Below are 18,748 nucleotides of genomic sequence, written 5' to 3'. Positions count from 1 at the left end.
GACATAAGGGTCTGTGGAAACCGGACGCGAACCGGCTCACGCGACGGGAACGTCGGCCGCTCGCCGTCAGCCGTGCGCCGACACGGGCGTTCCGGAGGTCCCGGCGACGAGGACGCTCGCGAGGTACACCGCGATGGCCGTGACGACGATCGATCCCCCGGAGGGCAGCCCGAATCCGACCGAGATCGCGAAGCCGCCCAGCACCGACAGCTGTCCGAAGATCACGCCGAGGTACATCGTCTCGCGGAAGCTCCGCGCGACCTGCGAGGCGGCCGCGACGGGGACGACCAGCATTGCGGCGACGAGGATGACGCCGAGCACCTGCATCGCGCCGACGACGACGACCGCGGTCAGCACCACCAGCAGGGTGTTGTAGCCGGTGACGTTCAGCTGGGCGACCCGCGCGGCCTGCTCGTCGAAGGTGATGAAGAGGAGCTGTTTGTACGCCAGCGCCACGCCCGCGACGACCGCGAGCGAGAGCGCGCCCATCAGGCGCGCGCCCTCCGGCGTGACGACCGCGAGGTTCCCGAACAGGTACCCCTGAATGTTGACGCCCGTGAGCCCGTCGCCGTAGCTGATGATCAGCGTGCCGACCGCGAAGCTCCCGCTGAGCATGATCGCGATGGGCACGTCGCCGTAGGCGTCGGTGCGCTCCGTGAGCCACTGGACCGCGAGCGCGCCGAGGACGCCGACCGCGAGCGCGACGAGCAGCAGCGACCCGTTCCACCCGGTCGAGGAGGTGACGAGGATGCCGACCGCGACGCCCGCGAACGCGGTGTGCGCGAGCGTCTCGCCGATCAGCGCCATCTCGCGGTGGACGAGGAACGACCCGACGAGCGGGGCGACGATCCCGACGAGCACCCCCACCGCCATCGACTGCCACATGACCGGGTGCCGGAACACGTTGGTGCCGAGCGCGGCGTCCATCCCCCGACCGACCGAGCGGAACGCGGCGTACAGCTCGCTCGCGACCGGGAGGTCCTGCGCCCAGTAGAGCAGGAGGAACCCGAGCATCCCGACCGCGACGACGGCCGTGATCCCGACGCCCGCGAGCTCGGCGGTCCGGCGTCGGCCCCGACCGCGGGAGGCCGCGTCGCGCGCGGAGCTCTCGCCGTCCGCCGCCGCGGACTCTCCGCTCATCAGTGGTGGTGGTGGACGACCTGTCCGGTCGTGCCGTACGCCTCGGCGAGGGCGTCGCTCTCGACGAACGACTCGGTGTCGCCGTGGTGGTACAGCTCGGTGTTGACGCAGGCGATGCGGTTCGCGCGGTCGGTGACGACGCCGATGTCGTGCTCGATGAGGATGATCGTTATCCCGTCGCCGTTGAGCTCGTCGAGGAGCGCGTAGAAGGCGTCGCGCGACTCGGCGTCGACGCCGACGGTCGGCTCGTCGAGCGCGAGCAGGTCCGCGTCGCTCGCCAGGGCGCGAGCGATGTACGCCCGCTGCTTCTGGCCGCCGGACAGCTCCGAGACGAGCCGGTCCGTCAGGTCACCGATGCCGACCGTTTCGATGGCGTCCGCGACGGCGGCGCGGTCGGCCGCCGAGAGCCGGCCCCGCCCGGCGTGCGCGAACCGGCCCATGGTGACGCACTCGCGGACGGTGACCGGCATCGCGCCGCCCCGGCTGGTCGCCTTCTGAGAGACGTAGCCGATCCGGCCGCCGTCGTCGAACTCCTCGACGGGGCGACCGAACAGCTCGACCGACCCCGCGTCGGGCTCGTGGAGCCCGAGCATGAGGTGGAGGAGCGTGGTCTTCCCGGAGCCGTTCGGCCCGACGAGCCCGAGGAACTCCCCCTCTTCGACGGTGAGAGAGACGTCTCTCACGGCGACGGTGTCGCCGTAGGCGAACGTCACGCCGTCGAGGTCGACGATTGCGCTCACTGCGTGTGCCGGACCTGGGTCGGCCGCACGTTTAGCTCTTTTACTCCGCCGCCGGCGCCGTCGGCGGGCCGCGCCGCGGGCGGAGCGAGCGGCGACCGGGTCACTGCGCGCCGAACGCCCGCTCGAAGGCGGGGACGTTGATCTCGGTCATCTGGTCGACGTACCCGTAGCCGGCGTCGTTCCACTCCCGCGTCGTCCCCCCGGCGGGCGTGACGGGGACCGCCTCCGTCGCGTCGCTGTTCTCCACGATCGACTCGGCGAGCCGGGGCGACTGGAAGCGGTCGTACAGCACGACCTCGATCCCCTCGCTGTCGACGATGTCGATCGTGTCGGCGATCTCGGACTGCGTCGGCTCGTTCTGCGGCGAGACCCCGACCGGCGAGTGGAGCCGGAAGCCGTAGCGCGCCTCCAGGTACTGGAAGGAGTTGTGGCCCGCCAACACCGCCACGTCGCGCTCGGCGCGCTCGGCGATCGACTCGAACGCGTCGTCGATCGCGCCGAGTTCCTCGGCGTACGCCTCGGCGTTGGCGGCGTACGCCTCGGCGTGCTCCGGGTCCGCCTCGCCGAGCCCCGCGGCGATCGTCTCGACCATCTCGGCCGCGAGGACCGGGTCGACCCAGACGTGCGGGTCGTGCCGGGTCTCGCCGCCGTGGTCGTGGCCCTCGTGGTCGTCGCCCTCGTGGTCGTCGCCCTCGTGGGTGCCGCCTTCCCCGTCGTGGTCCTCGCCGTCGTGATTGCCGCCCTCTCCGCCGTGGCTGTGGTCCCATTCGAGCAGATCGCCCTCCAGTCCGTCGAGCACGTCGACCACGGCGACGGAGTCGTAGTCGCTCTCCAGCGTCGCCGCGAGGTCCTGCGCCCACGAGAACTCCGGGCTGTCGAGGTAGACGAAGGCGTCCGTCGCGGCGACCTCGGCGGCGAGCGTTCCGTCCGGCGTCCACCCGTGGCCGAGCTGACCCACGTCGACAGGGTCCTCGAACGTCGCGTTCTCGCCCGCGACCTCGTTGGCCCAGTCGTTGAGGGTGAAGAAGGCGGCGTAGCCCGAGTCGAACCCCTCGGCGCCGCCGGTTCCCCCGCCCGAGCATCCCGCCAGCGACGCCGCCGAGCCCGCGACCGCGAGCCCGGCGCCGCGCCGCAGCACCGACCGTCGTGAGTGAGTCATACCGATCCGTATCGCAGATTAATAGAAAAAGGTTATTATTTCACAAGACATAGTTAATAACTCAGTCGCCGAGAGCGCGCTCGCTTAACAACGCGCCGGCGGCTCCGCGCGCCGGGAACGTCGCTACTCACTCCGTGAGGTCGACGACGGTCGCGTCCGCGAGGTCGGCGAGCGCGTCCGGACCGATCGCGAACACAGCGCTGGGCGTCCCGGCGGCGGCGTAGACGGTGTCGTACTCGGCCAACGTCGGGTCGAAGACGGTCGGGAGCGCGGCGTCGTGCCCGATGGGCGGGACGCCGCCGATGCTCCACCCGACGACCTCGCGGACCCGCTCCGGGTCGCCCATCTCGGCGGCGTCGGCCTCGAAGAAGTCGGCGACCGCGTCGAGGTCCAGTCGGTTCGCGCCGCTCGTGATCGCCGCGACGTGCGCCCCCTCTCGGTCGCCGCCGACGAGGGAGACGACGATGGTCGACGCGACGGCGCCCGTCTCGCAGCCGACGGCGTCGGCCGCGGCGGCCGCCGTCTCCGTGCCCGCGTCGAACTCCAGCACGTCGACGTCGACGTCGACGCCGTGCCGCTCCGCCGCCAGTTCTTCAAACTCCGCCGCGCGTGGATGCATGCGATCCGAGCCGCGGCCCGCCCGTATCAACCCCGCGGAGGCGGTGAAGTTACGTCGCGAGCCGGCGGTCCGGTCAGCGGGTCCGCAGCTCGTCTTTGTCCTTGATCACGCGGGCGTCGCCCTCGCCCGAGGTGACCTCGTTGACGAGGTCGTAGAGGTCGTTCTGGAGGCCGGCCGGGAAGGTGAGCACGCCGACCCACGATCCGTCGTTCTGCCACTCCTCGCGTTCGAGGTCGCCGAACTCGCGGATCTGCGCCTGGCCGGACCCGGCGTAGTCGGCCGGGAGCTGGACCGCCATCGTCACCTCCTCGAACCGGATCGGGATCACCGGCCGCAGCGCGTCGAGCGCGTCGTCGACCTGGTTCTCTACGGGCTCCATCGGGTCGATCTGGAACCCGGCCTCCTCCAGGGCGCGCTCGATCCGCTCGGGCGGGTGCGGGGAGTCGTCCATCTGCGGGTTCACGGCGTTGCGCGTGATGGTGGTCACCAGCTGGTTGTGCTTGCGCTCCTGCATCTCCGCGCGCTGCTCGGCGGTGATCTGGATCTCGCCGCGCTCGACGACCTCCGGGATGATCTCCAGCGGGTCCGTGGTGCCGAAGACGGTCTCTAGGTCCTCCTCGGCCGGGCGGTCGCCCCGCGAGGCGTTCTCGAAGACGTCCTCCGCGGCGATGACCTCCTCTAAGTCGTCGTCGAACTCGCCGCGCTTGATCGCGAGGGCGGCGTCGGGGTCGATCAGGACCTCGAACCGCTCCCCGTGTGACTCCAGTCGGGCCGTCACGGCCTCGTCGAGCGATATCATACCGAACGCTACCACCCCCGCGGGCAAAAAGCCTCCCGCCGTCGCCGACCGCCGCGCCGCGTCGTCGCGTCCGCCCTCCGGTCACCGCCCCGGTCGTCGCGTCGTCGCTCCCCCGACTACCCGCCCGCGGAGGGCCGCTCGTCGTCCCAGTCCGCGCGGCACGACGCCGAACAGAAGTGTCGGTGGACGGCGTCGCCGCCGTCGACCCACGTGACCGTTCGGTGTCCGGTCCCCAGCGCCGGCTCGCCGCACGTCGCGCAGGTCGGCGCGGACTCCTCGTCGACGTCCTCCTCGAGCTCCGAGGTCGGATCCACCATACCTCCCCGTACGCCCGGGGACACTTGAACCCGCGAAGGGCGGCAGTTCTGGCCACGGCGGCCGCCGCCGCCCCGGCGGTCCCTCGCTCGGGGCCGCGCGATCGCTACCGCCGCGTCCGGGCGTCGCGGTCCGTCGCCCTGCGAGACGGGTGCCTGACCGTTATCTCTCGGTCGGCGCTCGGGCCGACGACGGTCCGCTCGCGCCCGTCCGGCCACCGCACGTCGACGCGCAGCGGCTCCGCGCCGCCGAGCCCGAAGTGCGCGACCGGCTCCGTCTGACAGAGGCAGCCGCCCCCGGCGTCGACCGTCCGCCGCTGGACGCCCTCGGTCGTCTCCAGGGTGGCGACGGCGCCGCGCGCGGGGGCGCCGTGTCGCGTCGTCGGGCGCACGCGCAGCCACCCGGCGTCGGGCGCCTCGGGGACGCCGTAGGCGGTCACGGGCTGGGCGGCGACCTCGCCGTGGACGACGAGCAGTTCCAGCGCGCCGTCGCCGTCGAGGTCGGCCGCCACCGCGCCGGTGCCGAACCCGTCCGGCTCCGCGGCGGGCCCGAGGTCCGCAGGCTCCCACCGGGGCGGCCCGCCGGACCGGTCCACGCGCTCGAACAGCCGGTTCTCCGCGCCGCAGACGTTGAAGAAGAGCTCCTCGCGGCCGTCGTTGTCGAAGTCCGCGGCGACGACCGTCCGGACGGGGCCCACGTCGCGGAGCGCGTCGGGGGCCACGTCGTCGTAGCCGCCGTCGGGCGAACAGCGGAGCAGCCGGCTCGGCGCCGACTCGTTGCCGACCGCGAGCGCGAACGTCCCGCCCTCGTCGACGACCGCCGCGCCCCGCGTGTCGCCGCCGGGGTCCGAGAGGTCGGGCCCGCCGTCCGTCCGGTCGTAGTGCCCGTCCCGGTTGCTGAACAGCCGGTTCGGTCCCCCCTCGACCCCCGCGAAGAGGTCGCCCTCGCGCGAGCGGTACGGGACCGCGAGCAGCGACCGGCAGCCCCCGTCGACCTCCAGGCCGACCGCCTCGGCCATGTCGGTCACCTCGCCGTCGTCGCCGAGTTCGTAGAACGCGAGCGGGGCGGCGTACCCGGAGACGGCGACCCCGTAGCGACCGGTCCCCAGCCGGTCGAGCGCCGCGACGGACCGCCCGGCGCGCACGTCGATGCGGTCGGCGTTCACCTCGCGCGCGAACACGTCCGTCCAGCGGTACCTGTCGGCCTCCAGGCGACTCAAGAGCAGGTCGGGGTCGCCGCCGTCGACGCCGCGCGCGCAGTTGTGGACGTACACCTCCTCGCACCCGTCGGCGTCGAGGTCGGACGCGCACACCCCCATCCCGTGGCGGGTCCCGTCGGCGACGATGCCGCAGGCGGTGTCGGAAAAGCGGCCGCCCTCGCGGGCGTACAGCCGGTTCGGCTCGCCGTAGCCGGCCACGAAGACGAGCGGCCCGTCGCGGCCGGGCGTCACCGCGACGCCGTACCCGCGCATCGGGCGCCCGTCGTCGACGAGCGCGGACCGCTCCGTGAACATGGCCGCCCGTCACCGCTCCGAGAATATGAACGCACGGGTTGGATACGACCGGTCGCCGGCGGGAGGAAATCCTCGATCGGCCTACAGGTTGCGCTCGATGTACCGGTTTATCCGCGAGACGCGGTCCGCGTCGAACGTCCAGAGGCCGCGCCAGACGCGCGGTTCCGTCTCGACCGCGAGCAGCCCGACGCCCCCCTCGACCCCTCGAACGAGGTCGCTTTCCGGATCGCTCCGCGCGGGGTGCGGTCCCTCCGGGGGCCGGTACACCACGAACCAGCTGTCGGTGAAGTCGGGGTCGTTCCCGGCGTGGATCACCGCGGCGAGGTCCTGCGGGAGTTCGTCGGGCACGCCGTAGAGGTGCGTGTCGACGCCGGTGTCGGCGACGCGCTCGTACACGTCCCGCGTGCCGACCTCGTCGTCGATGCGCGAGAGCCGCTGGAACGACGACCGGAGGGTCCCGTCGCCCGCGGTCCAAGCGACCCGCTCGATGAACCGCGAGATGGTGATGAGCAGCAGCTTCTGTCGGTTCGACTCGGGGTACCCGCGGAGCGTGAACGTCGCGTCGTCGAGGCCGCTTATCACCGAGGGAAGCTCCACGTCGGCGAGCGACCGGCTGCCGGTGATGTACAGGTCGGAGTTGACGAACAGCACGGCGTCGCCGAGCTCGCCGAGCGTCGAGCCGGCGACCACCTCGTCGCCCTCCATGAGCAGCACGAGGTTCTCGATATCGGAGGGGTCGCCGCCGTCGAACGGCACGTCCTCGTGGCGGCGGAGCACCTCGACGTCGAGCGACGGGACGGCGTCGCCCTCCCCGTCGATGACGGCGTTCGTCGCCAGTTCTCGCGCCGTGAGACCGCCCGTCCGATCGAGCCGCGGGGCTCCGGCGCCGTCGGTCAGCCGGTCGTCGTCCCCGGCGCCGCCCGCGTCGGGGTCGTCCGGACCTTCGACCACACGGCCCTCCACGACCCGCACTGCGTCGTCGCCGAACGTGTCCACGAGCATGTTCAAGATGGGATCCGGGTCGCTTCGGTTGACGACGACCACGGACCGCTCGGGACCGTCGAAGCGATCGAGAAACTGTTCGAGCGTCACGTACCCCCTCTGAGGGGGTTCCCCGCATAAGGATTCCCACGCGGTTATCGGCGCTGAGAACGCGCGCGCCGGCGACGAGACGCGGCGCGAGCGCGGTCCGCGGAGGCGCCGTCTCGGCGGCGTTTACCCCCGGTCATGGACGGCCCCGCCTACGCGCCGAGCGCGTCCTCGAGCAGCTGCAGGGGGTGCTCGATCTCGTAGCCGGTGCCGTGCTCCATCTGCATCGCGCAGGTCGGACACTCCGTCATGCCGACCTCGCCCTCGGCGTCCTCCATGTGCTCGAACATCTCCGCGCCGATCTCCATCGACTTCTCGTACTTCTCTTCCTTCCAGCCGTACGTCCCGGAGATCCCCGAACAGGAGTCGCCCACGTCCTCCATCCGAACGCCGTCGACGCCGCGGAACGTCTCGACCGCCTGCCGGGAGAGCCCCTGGTTGCGCGCGTGACACGGCGCGTGGTACGCGAACGCGCGCTCGTCGTCGAGCCCGCCGGCCGCGTCGAGTTCGCCCTCCAGGTCCTCGTGGATCCGGAGGTACTCCAGCGCCTCAAAGGTGTGCTCGGCGAGGTCCTCGATCCCGTGGAGGTCGAACAGCTCGGGGTACTCCTGGCGCAGCGACATCGAACAGGAGGTACACGAGGCGATCACGTCCGCGCCCTCGCCGATGGCCTCGACGAGGTTCTCGACGTTCGTCTCGGCGTGGCGCCGGGCGTCCTTCAGCATCCCGTTCGCGAACATCGGCGTGCCCGAGCACTTCTGGGGCGGCACCATGACCTCGTAGCCGAAGTGCTCGTAGACGCGGACCATGGCCTTCCCGACCTCGGGGGTGTTGTAGTTGGAGTAACAGCCGTGGAAGTAGGCCACGCGCTTGTCGGGATTTTCGACCTGCGCGCCACCGCGCGCCTTCCACCACTCGCGGAACGTCTCCGTGGCGAACTCGGGGAAGTCGCGCTCCTTGGGGATCCCCATCACCTTCTCCATCGCCCACCGGGCGGGCCCGAAGTTCATCGCGAACGACGCCGTCCGCGGGAACATGCTCGCGAGGCTCGCCGACGTGCGGTAGTTGGCCAAGATTCGGTTCCGAACGTACTCCATCGAGAGCTTCTCCATCTGTCGCTCTACGAACTGCCCGCGCGCCTCGTTGTGCATCTGCGAGAGCGGCACCCCGGAGGGGCAGGCGTCGTCACAGCGCATGCAGTTCGAACAGGAGGTGATCGACTCGTCGATGTCGTGGTCGTCCTTCCGCTTGAGCCGCCACTGCTCCGGGCCCTGGAACTTCGGCCCGGGGAACTCGTCGTCGACCTCCGCCACCGGACAGGAGGTGTCGCAGCTCGTGCACTTGTAACAGGAGTCGGCCCCCTCGCGGAGGTCGAGGTCGCCGCCGGGGAACACGTCCACCGGGTCGTACGCGTCCGGGTCGAGCTCGGTCGAGTCGCTGCCGCCCGACGCGCTCTCGACGCCGCCGTCGGTGGCGGCGCGCTCCGCGGCGCCGGCCGCGTCCGCGGCCGCCCCCGCGCCGTCGTCCGGGACCTCCCCCTCGTCAGGGACGAATATCGACGGCTGCTCGTCGCGGCCCGCCTCGGGGACGCCCGGGCTCGGCTCCCCGCAGCCGCAGTTCCCGCACCCGGCGCGCCCGCGGCCCCCGCCGCGTCCGCCGCTCGGTTCGGTCGTCCCGTTCGCGTCCCCCCCGTCGCCGTCGTCCGCCGTGTCTCGTGTCATTGGCTCGCCTCCGTCGCCGCCTGCCGCCCGGCCGCGAGGCCGGTCGCGAGCGACACCCCGCTCGCGGACTTCTCTCGCGCCGCGTCCGCGCCGCCGACGACGCCGCCGGCCGCGAACACGTTCTCGTACTGCGCCTCCCCGTCGGCGTCCGTGGGCCGACACCGCTCGTCGGGCCGGACGCCGAACCGCGCGTACGGCTGGTCGCCGAACGCGTCGTCGACGAACCACTCGTACCGGTCGTCCGGCTGGTCGACGTACAGGTCGAAGACGGGCTCGCGGACGCCCTCGCGGTCGGAGTCGAGCCCCTTCCCGACGAGCCCCCCGGTCGCCAGCACGAACGCGTCGGCGCCGTACGGCGCCGTCCGACCCTTCCGGTCGACCGCGACCGACTCGACCCGCCCGTCGCTCGCGGACTCGACGCCGACGACGGGGTTGCCGGTCTCGAACCGCACGCCCTCGGCGTCGAGCGCGTCGAACAGGCGGTCCTCCAGACGGAGTCCCGGGAGACTCGGCGGTCCCATCGGGACCTCGAACACGTCGGCGCCGAGCCGGTCGGCGAGCTCCGCGCGCACCTCGTCGCCCCGGTCGTCGCCGAGGAACGCCGGGAAGCCGACGCGCTCGACGCGGTCCACGCCGCCGTCCGCGTCGACCACGTCGTGGAGGTGCGGCGCGACCGCCTTCGCCAGCGCCTCGCGGGCCGGGACGCCGTCGATGTCCTCGTCGTGGTCGAGCGCCTTCGCGAGCCGGGTGATCTTCGCGTCGGCGCGGAACGCCTCCGCGAACTCGACCTCCGCGCCGGCCGCGTCGAACGGGACGCCCGCCGCCTCCAAGCGCCCGGCGAAGGCGCGCGCGTCGTACTCGGTCAGCGACCGGAACCCGACGATCAGCATCGGCCGCTCGTCGCTCGCGAGCCCGGCCTCGGCCGCGGCCGGGTACCGCGCGGTCGGCTTCACCGCGCCGCCGAACGTCGGGACGAGCGCGTTGCGGTCGGTGTGACCCCCGCGGTACGCGTCGCCCGCGAGGTCGTCGAACAGGGCGAGCCCGTCGCGGAGCGCGTCCGCGCCGACCACCCGGTACGGGTGCGACTCCGGCAGCCGCTCGATCCCCTCGAACGGGTCGGCGAGCGGCCCCTCCGGGTCCGGCCACTCGTCGCGGTCGAGCTCGCGGCCCGCGGTCGGCGGCCCGTCGCGGAGCGGCTTCGCCGGCTCGGTCGCCGGGACGTAGCCGAGCGCGTCGATCAGCCCGGAGGCCTGCCGCAGCGTGCTCGCCTTGTGGGAGACGAGCCGCACGTCCGCGCCCTCGCGGGCGGCCGACACCGCCGCCGTGACCGCGGCGAGCCCGCCGCCGATCACGAGCACGTCGCTGTTGATCGCCATCAGCGACCTCCGTCGGTGGCCGCGTCGTCGCTCGCGCGGCCGCCATCGGTCGCCGCGTCGTCATCTGCGCGGCCGCCATCGGTCGCCGCGTCGTCATCTGCGCGGCCACCGTCCGCCGCGGCGGTTCCGGTCTCCCCGTCGGAATCGCCCGGGCTCGGCGCCCCCGCGCCCGCGTCGAACGCGCCGAAGTCGACCTCCTCGTCGAGGTTCGCGGGATCGCCGTCGCGGTTCATCGTGGTCGCGTGGAGCATGTGGTTCAACATCGCCTGCGAGAGCTGCTCGCCCCACAGCGCGTGGCGCTGGCCCTTCCAGCGCTCCTGGTACAGCTCGTCCTCGGCGTCCCGCACGACCGACTCGGGGTACTCCTCGGCGAGCTCCGCGGCGATCCGGTGGGTACAGAAGCCGCCCTGGCAGTTCCCCATCGAGGCGCGGGTGCGGAGGCGGACCGCGTTGAGGTCGGAGCCGGCCTCGCCGACCGCGTCCCGGACCTCCGCGCGGGTGACGCTCTCGCAGTTACAGACGATCGGGTTCGGGTCGTACTCGTCGAGCACGTCGTCGGCCCGGGAGCCGAGCCGCTGGCCCGAGCGGCGCGCGACCGGCGAGCGCAGGCCGAACTCGTCCATCAGCTCCTCCATGCCGGCCTCGCTCTCCGAGCCCGGGAGCGGCGCGTCGGCGGTGTCGCAGGTCGCCTCGTGGCCGAGCGTCTCGCACACGTGGTCGGAGATGGACTCGGCCATCATCCGGTAGGTGGTGAGCTTCCCGCCGACGATGGTCGTCATGCCGGGGAGGTCGTCGCGGTCGCCGTGGTCCAAGAGGAAGTAGTCGCGCGTGATGTCGGTCGGGTCCTCGGTGCCCGTTCCCGGAGGCTCGTAGAGCGGGCGAACGCCCCAGAAGGAGCGGAGCGTCCGCGCGTCCCTGAGCTCCGGCACCAGCTCCGAGAGCGTCTCGATCATCAGGTCGACCTCCCACTCCTCCTCGGGGTAGTCCTCCGGATCGTCCACCTCCTCGTCGGTCGTGCCGAGGATACAGGCGGTCTCGTGGGGGACGATGATGTCGGCGTCGCCCTTCGGCCGGCAGCGGTTGATCACGGTGTCGACCTGCCGGGTGTTCATCACGGTCATCACGCCCTTCGAGGGGCGGACCTCCACGTCGACGCCGGCCATCTCGCCGACGTTGCCCGCCCACGCGCCCGTGGCGTTAACGACGTGGCGCGCGCGGATCTCCTCGGTCGTCCCCGGCTCGCGGTGGACGCGCTTGCCCGGCCCGGTCTCGTGTTCGATCTCGACGCCGACGACTTCCTCGTCTTCGACGAGCACGTCCGTCACCGGGGCGTGGGTCTCGATCCGCGCGCCGTGCTCGCGGGCGTCCGCGGCGTTCGACACGCACAGCCGGAAGGGGTCGACCGCGCCGTCCGGCAGGGCGATCGCCTTCTCCACGTCGCGCGCGAGGTACGGCTCGCGGCGCCGCGCCTCCTCTCCGTCGATCACCTCGACCGGGATGTCACACGCCTTACACCCCTCCAGCTTCTCCTGGAAGTACTCCTCGGAGTCCTCGGGCCGCTTGACGAACATCCCGCCCGTCTCCTCGACGCAGTGGGCCGCGATGTCGCGGAGGACCCTGTTCTCCTCGATACACTCCTTCGCGCTCTTCTGGTCGGAGACCGCGTACCGGCCCCCGCTGTGAAGGAGTCCGTGCATCCGTCCGGTCGTGCCGTGCGTCAGGTTCCCCTTCTCGACGAGGACCGTGTCGAGTCCGCGCCGCGCCAGGTCCCTGACGACGCCGCACCCCGTCGAGCCCCCACCGACGACCACGACGTCCACTTGGCTGTCCATGCGAGGCCCTTGGACCACGTCCACTTTACTTTACCTCCCGGTGGGCCCTAATAGTAACTATCAGGGTCATTCAAGTACTGTAGTCGCTGACGCAGTCGACGGATTTATGTATTGAACTTTTTCACTCGCGTCGGAACCGGGATTTCAACAGGAAGATTATTATGGTAGTACATTATGTTCACGATCGGCGTGGTAGCTTCCGTGAAGATATGCCGCGGCGCGTCTCGCGACCGTCTCGGGTCGGCTCCGGACGGGCCTGACCGATCGGTCGCGCGCCGCGGCGGCGGACGCGGGCCCGAACTCTCCTTCGACGGCGAGGGAGAGCGGGTCATCGCCGCGCACGGACCAGCGCCACAGGAGGGATCCACAACATGACACAGTACGTCGGTGCGATAGACCAGGGGACGACCGGAACTCGATTCATGGTGTTCGACCACGAGGGCCAGGTCGTCGCGAACGCCTACGAACAGCACGAACAGATCTACCCGAACCCGGGCTGGGTCGAACACGACCCGATAGAGATCTGGGAGAACACCCAGCAGGTCGTCCTCGACGGCCTCGCGGACGCGGACCTCGACGCCGACCAGCTCGACGCCATCGGCATCACCAACCAGCGCGAGACGACGATCGTCTGGGACAAGGACTCCGGGAAGCCGGTCCACAACGCCCTCGTCTGGCAGGACCGCCGGACGACCGACCGCGTCGAGGAGCTCCAAGAGGCGGACAAGGTCGAGGAGATCCGCGAGAAGACCGGCCTCGAGGCCGACGCGTACTTCTCCGCGACGAAGACGGAGTGGATCCTCGACAACGCCGAGCCGCTGAAGATGCAGAGCTCGCGCGGCGGCGACCTGCGCGACCGCGCCCGCGCCGGCGAACTCGTGATGGGCACCATCGACTCGTGGCTCATCTACAACCTGACGGGCAACCACATCACTGACGTCACCAACGCCTCCCGGACGATGCTGTACAACATCCGGGACCTGGAGTGGGACGACGAGCTGCTCGACGAGTTCGGCGTGCCGAAGGAGATGGTGCCCGAGGTGCGGCCGTCCTCCGACGAGGACTACTACGGCCACACCGACCCGGACGGCTTCCTCGGCGAGGAGGTCCCGGTCGCCGGGGCGCTGGGCGACCAGCAGGCCGCGCTGTTCGGGCAGACCTGCTTCGACGAGGGCGACGCGAAGAACACCTACGGCACCGGCTCGTTCTACCTGATGAACACCGGCACCGACGCCGTCGAGTCCGACCACGGGCTGCTGACGACGATCGGGTTCCAGATGTCCGGCGAGCCCGTCCAGTACGCGCTCGAAGGGTCCATCTTCATCACCGGCGCCGCCATCGAGTGGCTCGAGGATGTCGACCTGATCAACAACGCGGCCCAGACCGCGGAGCTGGCACGGTCGGTCGACTCGACCGACGGCGTCTACATGGTCCCGGCGTTCACGGGGCTCGGCGCCCCGCACTGGGACGGTCGCGCTCGCGGCACCATCGTCGGAATGACGCGCGGGACGAGCAAGGAGCACATCGTGCGGGCGACGCTCGAATCGATCGCCTACCAGACCCGCGACATCGCCGAGGCCATGGAGGCCGACTCCGGCGTGGAGACGACGAGCCTCCGCGTCGACGGCGGCGCGGTCAAGAACAACTTCCTCTGTCAGCTCCAGTCCGACATCATCCAGACGGAGATCGCGCGACCGGAGGTCGACGAGACAACCGCCCTCGGCTCGGCGTACGCCGCCGGGCTCGCGGTCGGCTACTGGGACACCGTCGACGAGCTCCGCGACAACTGGCAGATCGACCGCGAGTTCACCCCGGAGAAGTCGCAGGACGAGGTCGACAAGCTGTACAGCCGCTGGGACGACGCGGTCGAACGCTCGAAGAACTGGGCGATAGACGAGGAGGACGAGTAGATGGGCGTCGAACTGCTCCCGGAGTTGGCCGTCGCGGCCGACACCGTGCTACAGGTCGGCTACGAGCCGGGCGCGCCGACCGACGTGATCGAGAGCCTCACCGACCCGACCATCCTGCTCGGCGCGCTCGCCGGCGGGGCGTTCGGCGCGGCGCTGGGCGCGCTGCCGGCGTTCATCTTCACCGGGTTCCTCGTCATCGGCGGCTCGCTCGGGGGTGGCGGATTCGGCGTCGACGTCGGTTTCGGCCCGGTGTTCGGCCCGCACATCTCGTTCGCGGGCGGCGCCGCCGCGGCCGCGTACGCGGCCGACAAGGGCTACATGGAGTCCGGGTTCGACTACCACAACGCGAAGGACATCGGTTTCGCGCTGGGGAGTAAACCGGACGTCCTCGCCGTGGGGGCCGTCTTCGGCGTCTTCGGCGTCCTCATCGAACAGATCTCCCGACAGCTCGCGCTCCCGGTCGACCCGATCCCGGTGAGCATCGTCATCAGCGCGCTCGTGGTCCGCGCCGTCTTCGGCTACAGCATCGTCGGCAAGGTCAGCGACAAGGCCGACGGCTACTTCGACATGGGGCCGTTCGAGCGCGAGGAGATGCGCGAGCCCGGCGAGGTCAAAGGCGACGGCGGGAAGGCCAGCGAGGACCGCCTCGCCGTCGAGCCGTGGCTGCCAAACATGTACAAGTGGTCGCACGTCGCCGCGATCGGCTTCTTCACCGGACTCGGCGCGGGCGTCATCACGTACAACATGATCAGCGGCGGGCACGGCCTCATCGCCGTGTTCGCCGGCTTCGGGATCAGCGCGGCGTCGCTGCTGTTCCTGAACCTCGGCGTCGACCGCATCCCGGTCACCCACCACATGACGCTCGCGGGGGCGACCGCGTTCCTCGCGACGTGGCAGGAGGGAATCCTGATGCTCACGGACCTGTCGGCCGGAGACCTGACCGCGCCCCTGGCGTTCGGCGCCGCGCCCGCGCTGCTCTTCGGCGCCCTGTTCGGCGTGTTCGCGGCGCTCGCCGGCGAGGCGTCACAGCGGGTGTTCTACGCGCACGGCGACACCCACCTCGACCCGCCGGCGGCCGCCATCGTCGTCTGGACGCTGACGATCGGCCTGCTGGTCATCGCGGGGCTGCTCAACTGGGGCGTCTGGATCCCCGGCACGGGAATCTAACGCGACCTCACACCCGGCAGCACTTTTTAACATGGAACCTCGCTCACCCGCGGTCGCTCGGAATCGGTCGACGAGCGGCACGCACGATACCACGGCCGAGCGCGCACGTCACTCAGTCGGGGAGCAGCACCGAGAGCCCGAGGAACCCGACGACGCCGACGGCCGCCGCGGCGACGGCGATCGGGACGACCTCGACGCCGAGGGAACGGCCCACGAGCGCGGTCGCGCCGGCCGCGGCGAGCGCGACGCCGGTCGCGCCGTGGTGGAAGCTCCCCGCGGAGGGCTGGTCGGCGATCGTCACCGCGTCGTCGTCGACGAAGGCGCGGACGCCCGCCCAGACGGACGCGAAGCGGACGCCGATCCCGAACGCGGCCGCGGCGATCGAGACGAACTCGATGTCGCCGATCGCGAGCATCCCGGCCCCGAACGCGGCCGCCGTCGACAGGACCGCGACGACCTTGCTCCTGTTGTCGACCGTGTGCAGCGTCTCGACGGCCGCCTCGTTCGACATACCCGTCGTAGTCCGCCCGACGGTCGTATAGGTTTCCATCGCCCCGACTTCGACCGTCGCCCGCGGAGGACCGCGGCGCCGCCCGCCCGCCCGACGGGACGCGGTCGCGAGCCGAACGCGGGGCGTTTAACTGCCCCGGCCGAGACGACGTGGTATGCTAGACCGGATCGGGCTGGACCGGCGGGACCGACGGAACCTCCTCGTCGTGATGGGAGCCGTGGCAGTCGTGACGGCGCTCGTCTCCGAGGGGACGCCCGCGGTCCGGCTGGCGGTCGGCGCGATCGCCGGCGTCATCAGCGGGGTCGTCTTCGTCGTCTCGACGGTCGTCATCAACCGGTACAAGCCCGCCCACTGGTAGGCGGCTCAGGCGAGCGAAGCGGTCCGCCCCGAGGGCCGTCGTCCGGTCCCGATTCGGGGCCGTTTTGTTCGACTATCCCGGAGGGTCGACCGTGAACATCGACGACCGGATCGAGCGGCGGCTCGGCTACGACGCCGGCATGAGCGTCCTCGCCGACTTCGAAGCCGTGTCTCCGGTCAGACACGTCGACTCGCCGGTCGGCCGCGGGCCGGCCATAGAGCGGCTCCTCGACGTGTTCGAACCCGCCTTCTCCGGGTCGCTCCCGCCGAGCGTCTACGTGTACGGACCGAAGGGGAGCGGCAAGTCGGCGGTCGTCTCCGCGCTGTTCGACCGACTCGCGAGCCACAGCGGCCCGCGCCGGGCGATCCAGACGACTACGCGGGCGGTCGAGCCGACGATTCCCGGGTTTGTGTACGTCGACGCGCGGAACGCCTCGACCCGGTTCCGACTGTACCACGCGATGCTGGCCGCGATGAGCGACGAACACGTCCCCGACCACGGGATCGGTACCGAGGACCTGGCCGACTCGCTGCGCGACGCGATGCGCACTGGGCCCGACCTAGTCGTCGCGGTCGACCACACGAACGAGGCCGAGACGCCGACCGCGGCGACGCTCGTCGACTGGCTCACCGACGTGGGCGAGCAGCTCACGCCGGCCTGTATCGGCCGCGACCCACCGGACGCGGTCGACTGGGAGCCGGAGACCACCGTCGAGTTCGCGAAGTACCGCCGGCACGTGCTCGTCGAGCTGCTGACGAGCCGGTGTTCGACCGGGCTCGGCCGCGACGCGCTCAGCCACGACCAGATCCGCGAGATAGTCGAGTGGGCCGCGGGCGACGCCCACGACGCGCTCGCCGCCGTGATGGGCGCGGCGGTCAACGCGGAGCGGGCCGGCGCGTCCACGGTCAGAGCGGGCGACGTCGACGCCGGCACCGACGGGGTCCCGCGCCCCTGCGTGGCGCTGGGTCGCGTCCTCGCGCTGCCCGAGAGCCGCCAGCGGCTCCTCTACGCGCTCGCCGGGCTCACGGAGGAGGAGCGGTCGACCGTGGGGATGGCGACGGAGGCCATCGCGGGGCGCCCCGGGGTCGACCTGTCGGCGTCGACGGTGCGGCGCGTCCTCTACGAGCTGGCCGACGCCGGCCTGCTCGAACGGGTCACCGTCCACCGGAGCGACGGCAAGGGCCGGCCGCCGAGCCGGCTCGTGCCGCTGTTCCCGACGGTTGTCTTCCGCGAGCTGTTCGACCGCCCCGTCCGGACCGGGTAGCGCCGCGCGACCCCTCGACCGCGCTCCGCGCTCGCCTCGGGCGGGCGCCCCGCGTGCGGACGGCGCGCGGCCGACCCGACCGCGCTTCGTTCGAACGGAAGACAGTTGTCGCCGAGCCGCCGACTCGGGGTATGGTCCCGCCACTCGCGCTCGACATCGACGGCACGCTGACGACGCCGGACCACCGGATCGACCCGCGGGCCTTCGAACTGCTGCCCGACTGGGACGCCCCGATAGTCTTCGCCACCGGGAAGGCGTTCCCGTACCCGGTCGCGCTCGCGCACTTCCTCGGCCGCGAGGAGACGGTGATCGCGGAGAACGGCGGCGTCGCGTACGTCGACGGCGAGACGACGGTCGTCGGCGACCCGGACGCGGCGCGGGCCGTCGTTGAGGCGTTCCGCGAGCGCGGCGGCGAGGTCGGGTGGGGGGACGGCGACACGGTGAACCGCTGGCGCGAGACGGAGGTGGCGTGCTCGCCCGACGCCGACGAGGCGCTCCTGCGGGAGGTCGCCGCGGCCGTCGACGACGTGGAGGTCGTCGACACCGGCTACGCCTATCACGTGAAGTCGACGGGCGTGAGCAAGGGGCGGGCGCTCGGCGTCGTCACCGACGCGCTCGGGCTCGCCGCCGACGAGTTCGTCGCGGTCGGCGACAGCGAGAACGACGTCTCGACGTTCGAGGTCGCCGGCGAGTCGTACGCCGTCGCCAACGCGGACGACGCGGCCCGCGAGGCCGCCGACGAGGTGGTCTCGGAGGGGTTCATGGACGGGACGGCCTCGGTGCTCGACCGACTGCGCGAGCGCGCGGAGTAGTCGCGGTCACTCCTCGTAGGGGTACCGCGCCGTCGCGCCGCACTCCGTACAGCGGACGACCACGCGGCCGGGCCGCGTCCGGACGCGGCTCGTCTTCCCGGGGCGGAGGTAGACGGCGCAGTCGTCGCAGGCGCGCCTAGAGAGTTCGCTGGGAACGCCGCAGCGGTTCCGCTCGGCGATCCGGCGGGCGCGGGCGACGTACTCGCGGGCGCGGTCGTACTCGTCGTCGACGACCGCCTCGCGCGCGAGGGCGAACAGCCGCTCGATCCGCTCCGCCGGGATGCCCATGTCACGGAGGGCGGCGCGCGGCGGCAAAGAGGTTGTTATCCGAGGTGACCACGGCGCCGCGGCGCCGCGACGCCCCGGTCGGCCGGTCCGAGACGGCGCGACGGTCGCGACCCGCACGCTTTTTTATCGGTCCAC

18 protein-coding genes are annotated in these 18,748 nt (G+C 71.7%); 5 read left to right on the top strand and 13 right to left on the bottom strand.

Features of this window, described 5'->3' with window-relative positions:
- Positions 1 to 66: 66 nt before the first annotated feature.
- The 11 genes from AMR74_RS11230 to glpA form a co-directional block, all read right to left on the bottom strand.
- Entirely contained in the window at positions 67 to 1,140 is a 1,074-nt protein-coding gene (locus tag AMR74_RS11230; RefSeq protein WP_053772150.1) for a metal ABC transporter permease, read from the bottom strand.
- Positions 1,140 to 1,880 (bottom strand): metal ABC transporter ATP-binding protein, encoded by a 741-nt coding sequence (locus AMR74_RS11225; RefSeq protein WP_053772149.1) that lies wholly within the window; start codon positions 1,878 to 1,880, stop codon positions 1,140 to 1,142. Before AMR74_RS11225 ends, AMR74_RS11230 begins: the two co-directional genes overlap by 1 nt.
- A 100-nt stretch (positions 1,881 to 1,980) precedes the next feature.
- Positions 1,981 to 3,039 carry a metal ABC transporter substrate-binding protein gene (locus tag AMR74_RS11220; RefSeq protein WP_053772148.1) on the bottom strand — a complete coding sequence of 353 codons (1,059 nt, stop codon included), beginning with the start codon at positions 3,037 to 3,039 and terminating at the stop codon, positions 1,981 to 1,983.
- Positions 3,040 to 3,166: 127 nt separating this feature from the next.
- Positions 3,167 to 3,658: a YbaK/EbsC family protein gene (locus AMR74_RS11215; RefSeq protein ID WP_053772147.1), complete on the bottom strand. Its 492-nt coding sequence runs from the start codon at positions 3,656 to 3,658 to the stop codon at positions 3,167 to 3,169.
- Positions 3,659 to 3,731: 73 nt separating this feature from the next.
- Positions 3,732 to 4,457: a ribosome assembly factor SBDS gene (locus AMR74_RS11210; protein ID WP_053772146.1), complete on the bottom strand. Its 726-nt coding sequence runs from the start codon at positions 4,455 to 4,457 to the stop codon at positions 3,732 to 3,734.
- A gap of 116 nt (positions 4,458 to 4,573) precedes the next feature.
- Positions 4,574 to 4,774: a DUF7576 family protein gene (locus AMR74_RS11205; RefSeq protein WP_053772145.1), complete on the bottom strand. Its 201-nt coding sequence runs from the start codon at positions 4,772 to 4,774 to the stop codon at positions 4,574 to 4,576.
- Positions 4,775 to 4,878: 104 nt separating this feature from the next.
- Positions 4,879 to 6,285, bottom strand: a complete 1,407-nt coding sequence (locus AMR74_RS11200) for a CRTAC1 family protein (protein ID WP_053772144.1) — start codon at positions 6,283 to 6,285, stop codon at positions 4,879 to 4,881.
- Positions 6,286 to 6,366: 81 nt separating this feature from the next.
- Positions 6,367 to 7,377 carry a hypothetical protein gene (locus AMR74_RS11195; protein WP_053772143.1) on the bottom strand — a complete coding sequence of 337 codons (1,011 nt, stop codon included), beginning with the start codon at positions 7,375 to 7,377 and terminating at the stop codon, positions 6,367 to 6,369.
- 149 nt (positions 7,378 to 7,526) lie between these two features.
- Entirely contained in the window at positions 7,527 to 9,095 is a 1,569-nt protein-coding gene (locus tag AMR74_RS11190) for an anaerobic glycerol-3-phosphate dehydrogenase subunit C (RefSeq protein ID WP_053772142.1), read from the bottom strand.
- Entirely contained in the window at positions 9,092 to 10,471 is a 1,380-nt protein-coding gene (gene glpB / locus AMR74_RS11185) for a glycerol-3-phosphate dehydrogenase subunit GlpB (protein ID WP_053772141.1), read from the bottom strand. The genes AMR74_RS11190 and glpB overlap by 4 nt, the downstream gene beginning before the upstream one ends.
- Positions 10,471 to 12,303 carry an anaerobic glycerol-3-phosphate dehydrogenase subunit GlpA gene (gene glpA, locus AMR74_RS11180; RefSeq protein WP_053772140.1) on the bottom strand — a complete coding sequence of 611 codons (1,833 nt, stop codon included), beginning with the start codon at positions 12,301 to 12,303 and terminating at the stop codon, positions 10,471 to 10,473. The genes glpB and glpA overlap by 1 nt, the downstream gene beginning before the upstream one ends.
- Positions 12,304 to 12,674: 371 nt before the next feature.
- Here glpA and glpK point away from each other — a divergent pair, with 371 nt between their 5' ends.
- Entirely contained in the window at positions 12,675 to 14,213 is a 1,539-nt protein-coding gene (gene glpK, locus AMR74_RS11175; RefSeq protein WP_053772139.1) for a glycerol kinase GlpK, read from the top strand.
- On the top strand, positions 14,214 to 15,380 hold the full coding sequence (locus AMR74_RS11170; protein ID WP_077152306.1) for a hypothetical protein: 1,167 nt from the start codon (positions 14,214 to 14,216) through the stop codon (positions 15,378 to 15,380).
- 112 nt (positions 15,381 to 15,492) lie between these two features.
- On the opposite strand, the gene AMR74_RS11165 is transcribed toward AMR74_RS11170, so the two are convergent.
- On the bottom strand, positions 15,493 to 15,891 hold the full coding sequence (locus AMR74_RS11165; protein WP_053772138.1) for a hypothetical protein: 399 nt from the start codon (positions 15,889 to 15,891) through the stop codon (positions 15,493 to 15,495).
- Positions 15,892 to 16,045: 154 nt separating this feature from the next.
- Here AMR74_RS11165 and AMR74_RS11160 point away from each other — a divergent pair, with 154 nt between their 5' ends.
- From AMR74_RS11160 to AMR74_RS11150, 3 genes are all read left to right on the top strand, one after another.
- Positions 16,046 to 16,249, top strand: a complete 204-nt coding sequence (locus AMR74_RS11160) for a hypothetical protein (RefSeq protein WP_053772137.1) — start codon at positions 16,046 to 16,048, stop codon at positions 16,247 to 16,249.
- Positions 16,250 to 16,340: 91 nt separating this feature from the next.
- Entirely contained in the window at positions 16,341 to 17,513 is a 1,173-nt protein-coding gene (locus tag AMR74_RS11155) for a Cdc6/Cdc18 family protein (RefSeq protein ID WP_053772136.1), read from the top strand.
- Between the two features lie 131 nt (positions 17,514 to 17,644).
- Positions 17,645 to 18,325: an HAD-IIB family hydrolase gene (locus AMR74_RS11150; RefSeq protein WP_053772135.1), complete on the top strand. Its 681-nt coding sequence runs from the start codon at positions 17,645 to 17,647 to the stop codon at positions 18,323 to 18,325.
- A gap of 6 nt (positions 18,326 to 18,331) precedes the next feature.
- Here the strand turns inward: AMR74_RS11150 and AMR74_RS11145 are convergent, their stop codons facing one another.
- The gene (locus AMR74_RS11145) at positions 18,332 to 18,613 is read right to left on the bottom strand and encodes a ribonuclease P protein component 4 (RefSeq protein WP_053772134.1); all 282 of its coding nucleotides are present in this window, start codon (positions 18,611 to 18,613) and stop codon (positions 18,332 to 18,334) included.
- Positions 18,614 to 18,748 lie beyond the last annotated feature (135 nt).

Source organism: Halorubrum tropicale (genome assembly GCF_001280455.1).
Lineage (GTDB): Archaea > Halobacteriota > Halobacteria > Halobacteriales > Haloferacaceae > Halorubrum > Halorubrum tropicale.
Note: the sequence above shows the minus strand (reverse complement) of the source record. Positions and strands in the feature narration are given on the sequence as shown.

Bases quoted from the DNA above. Each gene is read 5' to 3' on its own strand.
- glpA (WP_053772140.1), bottom strand. From the start codon at position 12,303: ATGGACAGCCAAGTGGACGTCGTGGTCGTCGGTGGGGGCTCGACGGGG.
- glpK (WP_053772139.1), top strand. From the start codon at position 12,675: ATGACACAGTACGTCGGTGCGATAGACCAGGGGACGACCGGAACTCGA.
- AMR74_RS11165 (WP_053772138.1), bottom strand. From the start codon at position 15,891: ATGTCGAACGAGGCGGCCGTCGAGACGCTGCACACGGTCGACAACAGG.
- AMR74_RS11160 (WP_053772137.1), top strand. From the start codon at position 16,046: ATGCTAGACCGGATCGGGCTGGACCGGCGGGACCGACGGAACCTCCTC.
- AMR74_RS11200 (WP_053772144.1), bottom strand. From the start codon at position 6,285: ATGTTCACGGAGCGGTCCGCGCTCGTCGACGACGGGCGCCCGATGCGC.
- AMR74_RS11230 (WP_053772150.1), bottom strand. From the start codon at position 1,140: ATGAGCGGAGAGTCCGCGGCGGCGGACGGCGAGAGCTCCGCGCGCGAC.
- AMR74_RS11190 (WP_053772142.1), bottom strand. From the start codon at position 9,095: ATGACACGAGACACGGCGGACGACGGCGACGGGGGGGACGCGAACGGG.
- glpB (WP_053772141.1), bottom strand. From the start codon at position 10,471: ATGGCGATCAACAGCGACGTGCTCGTGATCGGCGGCGGGCTCGCCGCG.
- AMR74_RS11215 (WP_053772147.1), bottom strand. From the start codon at position 3,658: ATGCATCCACGCGCGGCGGAGTTTGAAGAACTGGCGGCGGAGCGGCAC.
- AMR74_RS11145 (WP_053772134.1), bottom strand. From the start codon at position 18,613: ATGGGCATCCCGGCGGAGCGGATCGAGCGGCTGTTCGCCCTCGCGCGC.
- AMR74_RS11210 (WP_053772146.1), bottom strand. From the start codon at position 4,457: ATGATATCGCTCGACGAGGCCGTGACGGCCCGACTGGAGTCACACGGG.
- AMR74_RS11150 (WP_053772135.1), top strand. From the start codon at position 17,645: ATGGTCCCGCCACTCGCGCTCGACATCGACGGCACGCTGACGACGCCG.
- AMR74_RS11170 (WP_077152306.1), top strand. From the start codon at position 14,214: ATGGGCGTCGAACTGCTCCCGGAGTTGGCCGTCGCGGCCGACACCGTG.
- AMR74_RS11205 (WP_053772145.1), bottom strand. From the start codon at position 4,774: ATGGTGGATCCGACCTCGGAGCTCGAGGAGGACGTCGACGAGGAGTCC.
- AMR74_RS11220 (WP_053772148.1), bottom strand. From the start codon at position 3,039: ATGACTCACTCACGACGGTCGGTGCTGCGGCGCGGCGCCGGGCTCGCG.